This is a genomic window from Sinorhizobium alkalisoli, from assembly GCF_008932245.1.
Lineage (GTDB): Bacteria > Pseudomonadota > Alphaproteobacteria > Rhizobiales > Rhizobiaceae > Sinorhizobium > Sinorhizobium alkalisoli.
The window spans coordinates 3,375,110-3,389,408 of sequence record NZ_CP034909.1; the positions used below are offsets into that span (position 1 = coordinate 3,375,110).

Below are 14,299 nucleotides of genomic sequence, written 5' to 3' on the forward strand. Positions count from 1 at the left end.
CTATCCTCCAGGATGGAAGCGCCGGACGATCGCCTCGGCGTCCGCGATCGCCTCGGGCGTTCCGACGGTCATCCATTGGCCGTCGAGCATCAGACCGAAGAGGCGCCCCTTCGCGATGGCCCGGTCGAAATAGATGTTCAGGTTGAAGGCCTCTTCGGGCGCGTCGGCGAGTAGCCGCGAATCCATCGCGATCGCACCCGCGTAGATGACGGGCCGTTCCATGCCTTCCTCGTAACGCCTGAGCCTGCCCTCCGCGGTCAGCGAGAAATCCTTCTTGCCATTGTGGCCGGTCGTGTCCTCGATGCGCACACAGAGCAGCGCCATGTCCATGTGCTCCGGATCGTAGAATTCGGCGAGCCGCTGCAGGTTGCTCGGCCCCCCCGCTCTCTCGCCAACCCAGAAGAGATCGGCATTCATGACGAGGACCGGTCCGTCGTCGAGCAGCCTCAGCCCCTTGGCGAGCCCACCGCCGGAATTCATCAGCGCATCACGCTCGTCGGAAATCAGGATGCGCGGTATCGCCCGGCGCCTGAGATGCGCTTCCATCTGGTCGGCGAAGTGATGCACGTTCACCGCGGCCGTCGTGACGCCGGCGGCGGCGAGCAGGTCCAGCACGTAGTCGATCATCGGCTTGCCCGCGATCGGGACGAGTGGCTTCGGCAGCGCATTTGTGATCGGCCTGAGGCGTGTGCCCAGTCCGGCTGCAAGCACCATGGCATTGGTGATGGGCATCGTGTCCTAGTTGGCTGATTCGGGTGCCAGGATTCCAGCCTTAATGCACCATTCGCGCAAGGGTGTCAGCACCTCATGTCCGAGCGCCTGCTGTAGATAGGTGAAGGTGCGCGGCATGTGCTTCATATAGCCGGGCTTGCCGTCGCGCTGCATCAGCCGCACCCATATTCCCGCAAGCTTGCAATTGCGTTGCGCCGCCATCAGGTGCCAGTCGCGAAGGAACGCCGTTTCGTCGAAGGACCCGAGAACCTTGCGTTCGCTCATATAGCCGTCCATGAGGCGAGCGGCGAGATCGGTATCGATCGTCACGCGGGCATCCTGGACGAGCGAGGCGACGTCGTAGGCCGTCGGCCCGATCATCGCGTCCTGGAAGTCGATGAGGCCGATCCGGTCGAGTCCGCCGCGATCCCCCCGCCAGAGAACGTTCGGCGAGTGGAAATCGCGCAGCAGCAGGTTCTTCTCGCCGCCGCAAAGAATGTCGACGAGCTGGTCCCAGATGGCGAAATATTCACTGCGCTCTGTTTCGGATGCGGGCGCGCCGCGCTGCCACGGCAGATACCAGTCGATGAGCAGGCTCGTTTCGATCTTGATCGCCGTGCGGTCGAATTCGGGAATGTGATGGACGATGCCTTCCGCGATCGCAACCGCGCGCTCGGTCGGCTGCGCGTGAAGATGGGCGAGCAAGCGGGCGCTTTCGAGATAGCGCTCCGCGATCGGCCGGCCCTCGGCGTCGAGAATGCCTTCCGAACCCAGGTCTTCGATCAGGAGCAGGCCCTGGTCTAGATCGCGCGCAAAAATCGCCGGGGCGACGAACCCGCGCCGGCGCAGGAGCTCGGAAACGGCAACGAACGGAACCGCGTCCTCGGCGATATGGGCGAGCTGCTGGTAATATTTGCCGCCCTGGAGAATGGCCCCGGGCCTGTGCCTTGGCGCGTCCATCAGGATCGTTGTCGGCGCATTCTGCGCATGTATGCGCTCATAGGCCCGCACGGAAGCATCGCCGCTCAGGTGCCGCCGCCGCGCGTGCGGACGCCCGGCATCGGCCAGGAAGGCACGGATTGCGAGCGAGCGCGTGATCCGCTCGAAGGCCCCTGCGGGCGCCGATATCCGCACGCGGCGGCCGTCGCCCTCATGCGCGAGGGTCAGGGTTATGCGGTCGGCCGGCAGCGCACCCTCCGCCTTTTCGGGCCATTCGACGAGGCAAATACCCTCCGAGAGGGCTTCGTCGAATCCGAGCTCGGTGAGTTCGGAGGCATCGCCAAGTCGGTAGAGATCGAAATGGGCGACGGGAACACGAAGCTCGTAGCTCTGGACCAACGTGAAGGTCGGACTCGGCACCTCGAGTGCCGTGTCGTCCGCCATCGCCCTCAGGAAGGCGCGCGCAAAGGTCGATTTCCCGGCTCCGAGATCGCCCGAGAGGCCGACGCAGTCGCCGGCCTTCAGCGCCAGCGCCAGGTCTTCGCCGAGCTCGATCGTGGCCGCTTCGTCCTTCAGCAGGCGGTCGAGGGATCTCATCTATTCCGCCGCGATGATCTTCGGCATTTCGGCAGACGGAATGCGGCAGGTGACCTCCGTGCCTTCGCCCTCCTTGCTGCGAATGGAAACGGTGCCGTGATGCAGGCTGACGAAGCTTTCGACGATCGAGAGCCCGAGACCGGCGCCGCCGCGCTGGCCGTGGCTCTCGAAGCGGTTGAACACGGTGTTCAGAACGTCCTGAGGAATGCCGGGCCCGGTATCCGTGACCGAGAACATGAAGTCGCTGCCGTCGCGCCGGCATGTGAGGCCGACGACGCTCCCGTCGGGCGCGAAGTTGGCGGCATTGGTCAGAAGCTTGATGAAGATCTGCTTCAGCCGTTGCTGGTCGGCGACGATGCCGCCGAGATTGTCCGGCGCGTCGATCCGGAGCGTGATACCGCTTTCGACGAGGCGCTCGGCCATCTGCTGCGCCACGTCGTCGAGCAGGTCGAGTAGCTTCACCTCGGTGAGGTCCAGTTCGACGATGCCGGCGTCGACTGTCGCCAGGTCGAGGATGTCGTTGACGATCGTCAGGAGCAGCGACGAGGATGTGGCGATGTGGTCGACATATTCCGCCTGGCGCGAATTGAGCTCGCCGAAAGCCGGCGTCCTCAGGAGATCGGCGAAGCCGATGATGTTGGTCAGCGGCGAACGCAGCTCGTAGGAGACGTGGTGGACGAAGTCGTTCTTCAGCGCATCGGCCTTGCGCAAGGCGTCGTTTTTCTCCGTCAGCGCGCGTTCGACGCGTACGCTGTCGGTAATGTTGACGAAAGTCAGCATCGTCTGCGCGTTGGGAAGCGGAATCACCGCATAATCGAGGATGAGACCGGTACGCAGCTCCAGTATGCCTCGGCTTGACGGCCGCTCGTCGTCGAAGCTGGTGATGATGTGGGCGAAGCGCTTCCAGCCGTCCGGCTGGTCATAGGAGGGCAGGCATGCCTGCTCGACCGCGCGGATATGAGTGCCGGGCTTGGCCTCCGCTTCGCTGACGCCCCAGAGCGCCCGAAAGGCCGGATTGGACAGCCGGATGCGGCCATCCGGCCCGAACACGGCCACGCCTTCGGCGAGATGGTCGATGGTCTCGCCCTGGACCTGCACCAGCGTGTTGTAGCGGGTTTCGAGATCGACCTTTTCCGTAAGGTTCTCGAAGACCCAGGTCGCGCCGCCCTGCGGCCGTGCCGTGGCGAAGACGCGCAGCGTCTGGCCGTTTGGCAGGTGCCAAAGGTCGCTCTGGGTATCCGGCGCCTGGTAGACCGAAAGCGCATTGGCTTTCCATTGTTTCCAGTTGAGCTGTTCCGGCAGTTTCGCGCTGGCTCTCAGCCGGTCGAACAATTCGCCATTGTCGGGCTTGCGCTCCAGGAAGCCCATGTCGAGGTCCCAGAGGCGCTGGAAGGCCTGGTTGTAGAACTGCAGGCGCTGATGGCCGTCGAAGATCGCGACGGGCGTCGCCAGATGGTCGAGGGTTTCGGCGTGGCTCTTCAGCGTGCGTGCGAGTTCCTCGCGCACGGCCTCGATGCCGGAGACGTCGATCGCCATGCCCGCCGAGCCAGCAGGGCTGCGGGCGTCGACCACGTCGAAGAAGGTACGGTTGCCGCGCACCACGGTCGACACCTTGTCGCGGAACGGCGTGTCGAAGGTGGAGACGGAGCGGATCTTTTCGCGCGCCGCGGTCGCCAGCAGCTCGCGCCCTTCCGCCGTGGCCGCGGCGGGGCTGCGGGCCTCGACCGCCTCGGCATAGGCCTCGTTCACCCATTCGAGCTTGCCGTCGGGACTGCGCTGCCAGACGGGAAGATCGACCGCGTCAAGCAGGGTGCGGAAGGTGGAAAGCGAGGTATGCAGCCGGTCGCGTTCGAGCTTCAGCTCGGCAAGTTCGGCTCTCAGATTGTTGAGCGCGATGAAGCGCACGAAGGCCCGGCCGCCCGAAACGCGGCCCTGGGCTTCGAGGACCTCGTTGCGTTGCGTCTCGAGCACGAGATCGAAGCTTTGCGCATGCGCCCTTAGCATTTCGATCGCCTTTTCGAGATCGCTTGCCGATTGCGGCTTGATCCAGCGTCCGAAGGCAAGAAAATCGCGATCCTCCTGTGGCGCGCCGGTCTCGATGGGAAGCTGCCCAAGGAATTCCGGCCGTTCGGCAAGCCCGTCCCAGATGACGATGCGCCGGCTCTTGTCGGCAATCAGCGCCTGGAAACGGGAAATCCGCTGGTTGGCATCCGAGAGGTCCGACCGCAGCTGGCGGTTCTCCGCTTCGATATTCCCCCGCTGCCGGATAAGCCAGATCGCCGAAATCATCGCGGCGGAGATGACACCGATCAGCACGGAGAAGGTGACGACCTCGGACGAGCCGAAGATGGTTCTGGCCACCGGGGTCGACACCTCGGCCGCGGCATCGCTCGCCGCGAACAGCGCCGTGCAGGCGAGCAGCCGGAGCACCAGCCGCGGAGCCCCCTGCCACGCGGCTTTGGTCATGGATCGTTGCGTGATCATCGCGCCGCCGTCCTCAGGACGCCCGGCGAATTGGTTTTCAGCGCAATTGTGCGAAAAAGGGTTCGCGTCCGTTCCGTTTGCATCCCCGGTCTGTCTCCGTCTGTTTGCCGCATGTCCGACAAGACATCCCCACGCGCAACGCCGAGGACGGAACGGGAAGAAGTGCCATGCGGTCAAGTTTGACCGCCTTCACTTCTCGCGAACTAAGGCCGCACCAGCGTCACGAATCAATGAGTTAACCATACTTCTTTGACGATTCGGCGGAAAGTCTACGGTCCAAAAAAGCGGCCGCGATCTCTTGTCAAGATCGCGGCCACAAGATGTTGTGGATCGCCCGGGTAATGATTAGTACCGGTAGTGTTCGGCTTTGAACGGACCCTGGGACTTCACGCCGATATAGGCGGCCTGCTCCTCCGAGAGCTGGGTGAGCCTGGCGCCCAGCTTGGCGAGATGCAGGCGTGCGACCTTCTCGTCGAGCTGCTTCGGCAGCACGTAGACTTCGTTCTTGTAGTTCTCGCCCTTGGAGAAGAGCTCGATCTGTGCCAGGACCTGGTTGGAGAAGGAGGCGGACATCACGAAGGACGGATGGCCGGTGGCGTTGCCGAGGTTGAGCAGGCGGCCTTCCGAGAGCAGGATCATGCGATTGCCCTTCGGGAATTCGATCATGTCGACCTGCGGCTTGATGTTCGTCCACTTCAGGTTCCGAAGCGCGGAAACCTGGATCTCGTTGTCGAAGTGGCCGATATTGCCGACGATCGCCATGTCCTTCATCTCGCGCATGTGCTCGATGCGGATGACGTCCTTGTTGCCGGTCGTGGTGATGAAGATGTCGGCGGTGGAGACGACGTCTTCGAGTTGCACCACCTCGTAACCGTCCATGGCGGCCTGCAGGGCGCAGATCGGGTCGATTTCGGTTACCTTGACGCGGGCGCCGGCTCCCTTGAGCGAGGCGGCCGAGCCCTTGCCGACATCGCCATAGCCGCAAACGACAGCAACCTTGCCGGCCATCATTACGTCGGTGCCGCGGCGGATGCCGTCGACGAGCGACTCCTTGCAGCCATACTTGTTGTCGAATTTCGACTTGGTGACGCTGTCATTGACATTGATCGCCGGGAAGGGCAGCAGGCCTTTCGCCTGGAGCTGATAAAGCCGGTTGACGCCGGTGGTCGTCTCTTCCGTCACGCCCTTGATGGCATCGCGCTGCCTGGTGAACCAGCCGGGCGTTGCGGCAAGCCGCTTCCTGATCTGCGCGAAGAGGATTTCCTCCTCTTCCGAGCCGGGGTTCGACAGCACGTCCTCACCCGCTTCAGCGCGGGCCCCGAGCAGGATGTACATGGTCGCGTCGCCGCCATCGTCGAGAATCATGTTGGATACGCCGCCATCGGTCCACTGGAAGATCTTGTCCGTATAGGACCAGTAGTCCTCGAGCGTTTCGCCCTTGACCGCAAAGACCGGAATGCCGCGCGCGGCGATCGCAGCGGCGGCATGGTCCTGGGTCGAGAAGATATTGCAGGAGGCCCAACGCACTTCCGCGCCGAGCGCAACCAGCGTCTCGATCAGCACCGCGGTCTGGATCGTCATGTGCAGAGAGCCGGTGATGCGGGCGCCTTTGAGTGGCTGCGACGGACCGAACTCCTCGCGGCAGGCCATCAGACCCGGCATTTCCGTTTCGGCGATCGCAATTTCCTTGCGGCCGAAATCGGCAAGCCCGATGTCGGCGACGATATAGTCCTGAGTGGCGGTCATGGAGTTCTCCAGGCTGATCTTTTCGGCCGCACCGGCGGACGGGCCGTTTGGCGGCGTGGCATTGCGCCCCGCATTCAGGCGGGGAGCGTCCGTTTGGTCTATCAGGAATCGCCTGGCAGGGCAATGGTCATATAAAGAGGTCTTTATATGTTTATATCGGCGGCGGGCAGCATTCCAGAAGCCGAAGTCTTACATTTCCTCGCCGAACTTGTCGCGCACCAGCGCATCGAGGGCGTTGAGGGCCTCTTCCGCCTGCGAACCGCTGGCGCTGACGCAGACGCTGCAGCCGGTGCTCGCGGCAAGCATCATCAAACCCATGATCGACGTTCCGCCAACGGTCATGCCGTCTTTGGAAACGGTAATCTCGGCGTCATAGGCCTCGACCGTCTGGACGAACTTCGCCGAGGCGCGTGCATGCAGGCCGCGCTTGTTGATGATGAGCAGCTCGCGCGTCAATACCGTATCGGAAAGATGGTCCATCATTTTCCACTCAGCACGCGGCTGGCGACATTGATGTATTTTCGCCCCGCTTCCGAGGCTTCGACAAGAGCCTTGTCCATGTCGCTTTCGCCGCGCACGCCGGCGAGCTTGATCAGCATCGGCAGGTTGGCGCCGGCGATCACCTCGACGCTGCCGCTACGCATGACCGAAATGGCGAGATTGGAGGGCGTACCGCCGAACATGTCCGTCAGGATGATGACGCCGTCGCCCTCATTGGCGCTGTCGACGGCGTTGATGATGTCCTGACGCCGCTGGTCCATGTCGTCCTCGGGGCCGATGCACACCGTCTCGATTGCTTTTTGCGGACCGACGACATGTTCCAAGGCATGCCTAAACTCATCCGCCAGCTTGCCATGGGTGACAAGCACAAGTCCGATCATGGGTATCTTTGCTCCAACTGAATCCGCAACTCGTCGATGGGTGAGATATCGCAATGCAGCAATTTCGTCCACCTGTTGGGGCGGCCATCTTGGCAAGGAAAAGGCGAAGTGCAAGCCTAAAATGCCGAAAAAGCAGCCGTTTTGCTGTCGCATAGGGCTAAATGCCTAATTTTTCGGGCAGTATCGCGAGCAGCGCGTCGAGCGGCGAGAGAGGGCCTTCAACGGGAAGGCGTATCATTGGCAGGCCATTGCCAACTTGTAGATGCAATCGCTCCTGCTCCGGCGGCAGGCGGGGGTCATGCGGTGCCTTCACCGGCAGGATAGCCCAGTCGAGAATGCAGGCCGGGACGATGTCCACTGCGGCGATGCCGGCGCCGCGAATTTCGATCAGGCCGCGAATGGCGGCCGGGCAACGCGCCACGACGCGGCCGTTCTCCAGCGACAGGTCGACCCGGTCGTCGGCAACAAGTGCCGCAAAGCGCCCGCGGCGCCGCACCTGCGAAATCAAGGAGAGCGCCAGCGCCGACTTTCCCGAGCCGGAAGCGCCGGTCAAGAGAAAGCCGGTCGTGCCAAGCACGATCGCCGTCGCATGGATGTTGCAGCCGGCCGTCACGCGCTCTGCTCTGCAGGTAGCGACAAGACGAAGCGGGCACCAGTCACGCGACCGTCCTTGCCGACGATGTTCTCGGCCTTCAACGCGCCCCCGTGGGCCTCGGCAATCTGGCGCGAGATAGACAGGCCCAGGCCGGAGTTCTGGCCGAAATCCTCGCCCTCCGGCCGGTCGGTGTAGAATCGCTCGAAGATGCGGTCGATGTCCTCCGCCTGGATGCCGGGTCCGTTGTCCTCGACCGTGACGATGCAGCGCGACCGCGAGCGGCTCAGCCGCAGGATGATGCGACCGTTCGGCGTGGGCACGAAGGAGCGCGCATTCTCGATGAGATTGGTGATGATCTGGCTGATGCGCAGCTCATAGCCGCTGACGAAGAAATTCGCCTTCGGATTGTCCTTTCGGTCGATGACGAAGTCGAGCAGTACCGCTTTCTTGCTGCCGCGGACCTGCCGCGAGATGTCGACGAGGTCGCCGAGGAGTTTTTCCAGGTCGATCTTCTTCGCATCGCTCCGGGCAAGCTCGGCGTCGAGCCGGGAAGCGTCGGAAATGTCGCTGATCAGGCGGTCGAGGCGCCTGACATCGTGCTGGATGATGTCGAGCAGCCGCTTCTTGGAATCCTCGGTGCGCGCGAGCGGCAGGGTCTCCACCGCGCTACGCAGCGAGGTCAGCGGATTCTTCAGCTCATGGCTGACATCGGCGGCAAAATTCTCGATCGCGGCGATGCGGTCGTAAAGTGCCGTCGTCATTTCCCGCAGTGCAATCGAGAGATTGCCGATCTCGTCCTGGCGGGAGGAGAAGTCCGGGATTTCCTCGCGTTCCTTGGCGCCGCGGCGCACGCGGATGGCTGCCGCCGCCAGCCGTCGCAGCGGATTGGCGATGGTCGAAGAGAGGAGCAGCGAAAGGATGACGTTGACGAGTGCGGCAACGCCGAACACGCGGATGATCGCCAGGCGCTCGGCGTGCACGATCTTGTCGATGTCGCCCGCCTGGGTGGAGAGCAGCAGCACGCCGAGCACCGCACGGAAACGCTGCACCGGTACCGCCACGGATACGATCAGTTCGCCCTTTTCGGTGACGCGCACGACCGCGCCGCGCACGCCGGTCAGCGCGTTCATCACTTCCGGATAGACCGAGCCGTTGCCGCCGGGCGGCTCCTTGTAGAGCGGCAGGTTGCTCGGCTGCAAGAGCCGGTTGAACCAGGTACTGATTGTCTCCGTGATGCCGGGCGTTTCCGGATCGACGGGCGGCAGATCGAAGCGAAGCACCTGGCCACCGCTATAGAGATGGCGCGAGTCGAGTAGCAGATCGGCATCGGCGTCGAAGAGACGGGCGCGCGTGCGCGTCGGCGAGATGAGCCTTCGGAGAACCGGCGCGACCCGGTCCTGGATAATCGGGAATTCCAGGTCCTCGTCACTCGGCAGCGGCGTGATGCTCTCGCCGGCCTGAAGTTCCAGCAGCTTTTCCGGATCGATGGTGATCGAGTTCGTGTCGACCGATGCCGATGCGGAAATCGCGCCGGCGATGATTTCGCCCTGTGTCAGCAGGCTTTCCACGCGGGCGTCGATGAGCCCCTCGCGAAACTGGTTGAGATACATGATCCCGCCGACCAGCACGATGAGCGCGACGAGGTTGAAGAAGACGATTCGCCGCGTCAGACTCGAAAAGACGGCGTTGCCGAACAGGCGGCGGATCAGCGTGAAGGGGTGCGCCCAACGACGCTGTCCGCGCAACGCAGAGGGCCTCCCGTCCGAGTCGTCGATCTCGCCCCGCAAGACTTCTACCAAGCCTTCTGCTCCCGCGACGAAACCTTCGTCGCTTTTGTTCCTCTTCGCCGGCCAGTGGGCCACGATGTCGTTTGCGCGGTCCGACCTTCTCCAACAACCGCGGCGGCCGGATTTCTGCACATTTTCCGCGGGCCGAATCCGACCCGCGGCACGCCAGTGATTCAGGCGCTGTAGCGACCTTCGCTTGCGGCCGCAGGGGTCGGAGTGCGGCATGAACCGCTGACCTGCGCCTTTTGCCGCGCCCACGGCCCGGCGGCGGTTTCGCACCGCGGCAATCTGCGCCCCGCCTCTCAATGCGCCACAATCGGTGTGATGGCAAGTCCTGCCTGGAGCGCGAGAACTCTTGGGGTCAGGCCGTCTCGCGGAAGCGGTAGCCGACGCCGTAGAGCGTTTCGATCATGTCGAACTCGTTGTCGACCATCTTGAACTTCTTGCGGAGCCGCTTGATATGGCTGTCGATCGTCCGATCGTCGACATAGACCTGCTCGTCATAGGCGGCGTCCATCAGCGCGTCGCGGCTTTTGACGACGCCAGGGCGCTGCGCCAGCGAGTGCAGGATCAGGAATTCCGTTACCGTCAGCGTCACTGGCTCGTTCTTCCAGGTGCAGGTGTGACGCTCCTGGTCCATGACGAGCTGACCGCGTTCCAGCGAGCGGGCGGGCGTGTCGCCGTTCTTCGGCGTGCCGGCGGCGCCGGCAGCCACGATCTCGCGGTTGGCCGCGCGACGCAGGATCGCTTTCACTCGCTCCACCAGCAGCCGCTGGGAAAAGGGCTTGGTGATGAAATCGTCCGCGCCCATCTTGAGTCCGAAGAGCTCGTCGATCTCCTCGTCCTTGGAGGTCAGGAAGATCACGGGCAGATCCGATTTCTGTCTCAGCCGGCGCAACAGCTCCATGCCGTCCATGCGCGGCATCTTGATGTCGAAGATCGCGAGCTGCGGCGGGCGTGCCAGCAGGCCCTCGAGCGCGGATGCGCCGTCGGTGTAGGTTTCGACCTTGTACCCCTCGGCTTCCAGCGCGATGGACACGGATGTCAGGATGTTGCGGTCGTCATCGACAAGCGCGATGGTCTGCATCGTATTCAACTCCGTCTTTTGATGTCCGGTGGCCGGAACCGCTCGAAACGGCGGCAACCGCGAGTCACGGTCGCGTTACATGAGTATAAAGGTGGAACAAATTGTGGCGAAGTGCAAAAGCCATTGCTCCGTCGCTCCCGCGGCGGGGCGGAAACACGACGCAGAATGGCGCGATTTAACCGATTAAAAAAACACAAAATTTCTTTAAATCGATTAATATACTGAAATCATTACTCTTTTCGGATAGGCTATCTTGTTTTCAGAATTCCGGATCAGTATGTTCCGGCCAAATTCAACGCCGTCGGCAAACACGAAGGAAGCTTGACCATGGAGCAGCTTGGCAGCCGCAACCCCTCGAACGGTCTCGAAACGATCGGCTTTTCCGACCTCGCGGTCGTTCGCTACAACTTCGAGGCAGCGGAGCTTTACGAAGAAGCCCTTCGCCGCGGCGAGGCGCAGCTGACGGCTGAGGGGGCGCTCTGCGCGCGCACCGGCCAACACACCGGCCGATCGCCGAAGGACAAGTACATCGTGCGCGATGCGGCGACCGCCGGTGAGATCTGGTGGGACAACAACAGCGCCATGACGCCGGAAAACTTCGATCGCCTGCACCAGGACATGCTGGCGCATGCCAAGGGCATGTCGCTCTATGTGCAGGATCTGATCGGCGGTGCCGATCCGGAGAACGAACTGCCGACGCGCGTCGTCACGGAATTCGCCTGGCACTCCCTGTTCATCCGCAACCTTCTGATCCGGCCCGAGCGCGAAGCGCTTGCGAGCTTTGCACCCCAGCTTACGATCATCGACCTGCCGAGCTTCAAGGCTGATCCGGAGCGCCACGGTTGCCGCAGCGAAACCATAATCGCCTGCGATTTCACCAAGGGTCTGGTGCTGATCGGTGGCACCTCCTATGCCGGCGAGATGAAGAAGTCGGTCTTTACCGTGCTCAACTACCTGCTGCCGAAGAAAGCGGTAATGCCGATGCACTGTTCGGCCAATGTCGGCCCCGACGGCGATACGGCCGTCTTCTTCGGCCTCTCCGGCACCGGCAAGACGACGCTGTCCGCCGATCAGAGCCGGACGCTGATTGGTGACGACGAGCACGGCTGGGGCGACAAGGGCGTCTTCAACTTCGAAGGCGGCTGCTACGCCAAGGCGATCCGCCTGTCGGAATCCGCCGAGCCTGAAATTTTCTCGACGACGAGGCGCTTCGGCACCGTCATGGAAAACGTCGTCCTTGACGCTCGGCGCATGCCGGATTTCGATGACGGCTCGCTGACGGAGAACACCCGCATCGCCTACCCGCTGCATTTCATTCCCAATGCGAGCAGGACCGGCACGGCGCCGCAGCCGCGCACCATCATCATGCTGACGGCGGACGCCTTCGGCGTGATGCCGCCGATTGCCAAGCTGACGCCGGAACAGGCAATGTACCACTTCCTCTCCGGATACACCGCCAAGGTTGCCGGTACGGAAAAGGGGGTGACGGAGCCGGAGGCGACTTTCTCGACCTGCTTCGGTGCACCCTTCATGCCGCGCCATCCGTCCGAATACGGCAATCTTCTCAAGGAGCTGATCGCCAAGAACGGCGTTACCTGCTGGCTCGTCAACACCGGCTGGACCGGCGGGGCCTACGGCACGGGCAGCCGCATGCCGATCAAGGTCACGCGTGCCCTTCTGGCGGCGGCGCTCGATGGCTCCTTGAACAGTGCCGCATTCCGCACCGATGCGAACTTCGGCTTCGCGGTACCGGTGTCGGTCCCGGGCGTCGACGACCGTATTCTCGATCCGCGCTCCACCTGGGCGGACGGCAAAGCCTATGACGTCCAGGCGCGGCGGCTGGTAGACATGTTCATCGCCAACTTTGGGAAGTTCGAGAGCCATGTCGACGGCAGCGTGCGCGACGCCGCCCCCGGCCCCCGGCTCGCTGCCGAATAGGTTCGAGCCCCTGATTCACGTGAAACCCGGCTCTACAGCGCCGCGCGTCTTACGAGACGCGCGGCGCTGTAGCACTTTGAAGTGCTGCATGTCTTTGTCCTTAAATCCAGGTCGATTAAAGGAGACATGCAGTAGCGGCCGGGTATTCCATGGCGCTGGGACGCCGCAAGCTCCCTCCTATCCGGTGCCGGCTTCCTGCCGCGCCCATCAGGTCGCAACGGCGAGAGGATGAATAGGCGAACGGAAAGTTGCTTCACACGTTTCCCTCCTTCGTGCGATAGGGGGCCATGGCAAGCGAACCGCTTTACATCAATGAGACGATCGTGATCGCCGGCTGGGAGCTGACGGAGCAATTCGTGCTGGCCGGCGGCCCGGGTGGTCAGAACGTCAACAAGGTGTCGTCGGCCGTTCAGTTGTTCTTCGACGTCGCGGCGTCCCCGTCGTTGCCGGAGCGCATCAAGACGAACGCGCTGAAGCTTGCCGGCCGCCGCGCCTCTAAAGACGGCGTGCTGATGATCGAGGCCAATCGCTTCCGCAGCCAGGAGCGCAATCGCGAGGATGCCCGCGAAAGGCTGAAGGAACTTATAACGAAGGCGGCCGAGCCGCCGCCTCCGCCGCGCAAGAAGACAAAGCCGACGCGCGGGTCAGTCGAGAGACGGCTGAAAGAGAAATCCGGCCGCGCCGAGATCAAGAGGCTGCGTACGCGGCCGGAAGGCGACTGAGGCGCCGATGCTGTTTCGGGTGGTCGCGCGCGGCGCCGGGCGCTACTCCCCTTGAATTGTTTCCACACTTCGTCGTCTTTTGTGTCGAAGACGCGCGACAATCCAGTGCGACCCCGGGGTCGGGGCAATGCGACACGGTTCGTGCAAGACGCGCGCGTTGGTCCAGGCCCACAGGAGAGACCCCGATGCAGGTGCTGCCGAATGGCGTCAGGCATATTCCCGGCTTTCTCGACCGGAGCCGGCAGGAGCAACTGGTCGAAGCGATTCGCGACGTCGTCGCCGAAGCGCCGCTTTATGTGCCGCAAATGCCAAGGACAGGTAAGCCCCTGTCGGTGCGGATGACCAATTGCGGTGCGCTCGGCTGGGTGACGGATCGCCAAGGCGGCTATCGCTATCAGGAGAGACATCCGCTGACCGGACGCCCTTGGCCACCGATGCCGGACCAGCTCCTGGAGATCTGGCGCGCAGTTTCGGCAAGCGACAAGGCGCCCGAAGCCTGCCTCGTCAACTTCTATTCGGCCGACGCCCGCATGGGCCTGCACCAGGATCGGGACGAACTCGACCTCGAGACTGCGGTCGTGTCGATCTCGCTCGGCGACAGCTGCATTTTCCGGGTGGGTGGGACGAGCCGTGGCGGCCAGACCATGTCCTTCAGGCTCGAAAGCGGCGATGTCGTCGTGCTCGGCGGCGATGGCCGGCTCGCCTTCCATGGCGTCGACCGCATCCATCCGAATACTTCGACCTTGCTCAGGGACGGCGGCCGGCTGAACCTGACGCTGCGGCGGGTCAATCCTTGAGAAGCGGACGGCAAG

The 14,299-nt window shown here is 63.2% G+C and carries 12 protein-coding genes; 3 read left to right on the forward strand and 9 right to left on the reverse strand.

The annotated features are described in order from the left end of the window. From EKH55_RS16090 to chvI, 9 genes are all read right to left on the reverse strand, one after another. Nucleotides 1-732: a nucleotidyltransferase family protein gene (locus EKH55_RS16090; RefSeq protein WP_151611812.1), complete on the reverse strand. Its 732-nt coding sequence runs from the start codon at nucleotides 730-732 to the stop codon at nucleotides 1-3. A 6-nt stretch (nucleotides 733-738) separates the two neighbouring features. Then, nucleotides 739-2,247: a tRNA (adenosine(37)-N6)-threonylcarbamoyltransferase complex ATPase subunit type 1 TsaE gene (gene tsaE, locus EKH55_RS16095; RefSeq protein WP_151611813.1), complete on the reverse strand. Its 1,509-nt coding sequence runs from the start codon at nucleotides 2,245-2,247 to the stop codon at nucleotides 739-741. Further along, nucleotides 2,248-4,731, reverse strand: a complete 2,484-nt coding sequence (locus EKH55_RS16100) for a PAS domain-containing sensor histidine kinase (protein ID WP_151611814.1) — start codon at nucleotides 4,729-4,731, stop codon at nucleotides 2,248-2,250. 345 nt (nucleotides 4,732-5,076) lie between these two features. Continuing rightward, the gene (gene ahcY, locus EKH55_RS16105; RefSeq protein ID WP_151611815.1) at nucleotides 5,077-6,477 is read right to left on the reverse strand and encodes an adenosylhomocysteinase; all 1,401 of its coding nucleotides are present in this window, start codon (nucleotides 6,475-6,477) and stop codon (nucleotides 5,077-5,079) included. A 189-nt stretch (nucleotides 6,478-6,666) separates the two neighbouring features. After that, nucleotides 6,667-6,960: an HPr family phosphocarrier protein gene (locus EKH55_RS16110; RefSeq protein WP_069458917.1), complete on the reverse strand. Its 294-nt coding sequence runs from the start codon at nucleotides 6,958-6,960 to the stop codon at nucleotides 6,667-6,669. Next, the gene (locus EKH55_RS16115) at nucleotides 6,957-7,358 is read right to left on the reverse strand and encodes a PTS sugar transporter subunit IIA (protein ID WP_069458918.1); all 402 of its coding nucleotides are present in this window, start codon (nucleotides 7,356-7,358) and stop codon (nucleotides 6,957-6,959) included. Before EKH55_RS16115 ends, EKH55_RS16110 begins: the two co-directional genes overlap by 4 nt. Before the next feature lie 157 nt (nucleotides 7,359-7,515). Then, nucleotides 7,516-7,971 carry an HPr kinase/phosphorylase gene (locus tag EKH55_RS16120; RefSeq protein ID WP_069458919.1) on the reverse strand — a complete coding sequence of 152 codons (456 nt, stop codon included), beginning with the start codon at nucleotides 7,969-7,971 and terminating at the stop codon, nucleotides 7,516-7,518. Next, the gene (locus EKH55_RS16125) at nucleotides 7,968-9,698 is read right to left on the reverse strand and encodes a sensor histidine kinase (RefSeq protein WP_225192307.1); all 1,731 of its coding nucleotides are present in this window, start codon (nucleotides 9,696-9,698) and stop codon (nucleotides 7,968-7,970) included. Before EKH55_RS16125 ends, EKH55_RS16120 begins: the two co-directional genes overlap by 4 nt. 403 nt (nucleotides 9,699-10,101) lie before the next feature. Continuing rightward, nucleotides 10,102-10,827, reverse strand: coding sequence for a two-component system response regulator ChvI (gene chvI, locus EKH55_RS16130; RefSeq protein ID WP_069458920.1), 726 nt, complete (start codon nucleotides 10,825-10,827; stop codon nucleotides 10,102-10,104). Between the two features lie 327 nt (nucleotides 10,828-11,154). Here chvI and EKH55_RS16135 point away from each other — a divergent pair, with 327 nt between their 5' ends. The 3 genes from EKH55_RS16135 to EKH55_RS16145 all read left to right on the forward strand — a co-directional run bounded on the left by EKH55_RS16135 (nucleotide 11,155) and on the right by EKH55_RS16145 (nucleotide 14,284). Beyond that, nucleotides 11,155-12,765, forward strand: coding sequence for a phosphoenolpyruvate carboxykinase (locus tag EKH55_RS16135; RefSeq protein WP_069458921.1), 1,611 nt, complete (start codon nucleotides 11,155-11,157; stop codon nucleotides 12,763-12,765). A 287-nt stretch (nucleotides 12,766-13,052) separates the two neighbouring features. Next, a complete protein-coding gene (arfB, locus tag EKH55_RS16140; RefSeq protein WP_069458922.1) occupies nucleotides 13,053-13,487 on the forward strand; it encodes an alternative ribosome rescue aminoacyl-tRNA hydrolase ArfB in 435 nt (144 codons plus the stop codon). Nucleotides 13,488-13,672: 185 nt separating this feature from the next. Then, the gene (locus tag EKH55_RS16145) at nucleotides 13,673-14,284 is read left to right on the forward strand and encodes an alpha-ketoglutarate-dependent dioxygenase AlkB (protein ID WP_069458923.1); all 612 of its coding nucleotides are present in this window, start codon (nucleotides 13,673-13,675) and stop codon (nucleotides 14,282-14,284) included. Nucleotides 14,285-14,299: the final 15 nt, after the last annotated feature.

What these genes read in the sequence shown, in the direction of transcription:
- EKH55_RS16145 (WP_069458923.1), top strand. Translation starts at nt 13,673, where the DNA reads ATGCAGGTGCTGCCGAATGGCGTCAGGCATATTCCCGGCTTTCTCGAC.
- EKH55_RS16115 (WP_069458918.1), bottom strand. Translation starts at nt 7,358, where the DNA reads ATGATCGGACTTGTGCTTGTCACCCATGGCAAGCTGGCGGATGAGTTT.
- arfB (WP_069458922.1), top strand. Translation starts at nt 13,053, where the DNA reads ATGGCAAGCGAACCGCTTTACATCAATGAGACGATCGTGATCGCCGGC.
- EKH55_RS16090 (WP_151611812.1), bottom strand. Translation starts at nt 732, where the DNA reads ATGCCCATCACCAATGCCATGGTGCTTGCAGCCGGACTGGGCACACGC.
- EKH55_RS16135 (WP_069458921.1), top strand. Translation starts at nt 11,155, where the DNA reads ATGGAGCAGCTTGGCAGCCGCAACCCCTCGAACGGTCTCGAAACGATC.
- tsaE (WP_151611813.1), bottom strand. Translation starts at nt 2,247, where the DNA reads ATGAGATCCCTCGACCGCCTGCTGAAGGACGAAGCGGCCACGATCGAG.
- EKH55_RS16100 (WP_151611814.1), bottom strand. Translation starts at nt 4,731, where the DNA reads ATGATCACGCAACGATCCATGACCAAAGCCGCGTGGCAGGGGGCTCCG.
- EKH55_RS16110 (WP_069458917.1), bottom strand. Translation starts at nt 6,960, where the DNA reads ATGATGGACCATCTTTCCGATACGGTATTGACGCGCGAGCTGCTCATC.
- chvI (WP_069458920.1), bottom strand. Translation starts at nt 10,827, where the DNA reads ATGCAGACCATCGCGCTTGTCGATGACGACCGCAACATCCTGACATCC.
- ahcY (WP_151611815.1), bottom strand. Translation starts at nt 6,477, where the DNA reads ATGACCGCCACTCAGGACTATATCGTCGCCGACATCGGGCTTGCCGAT.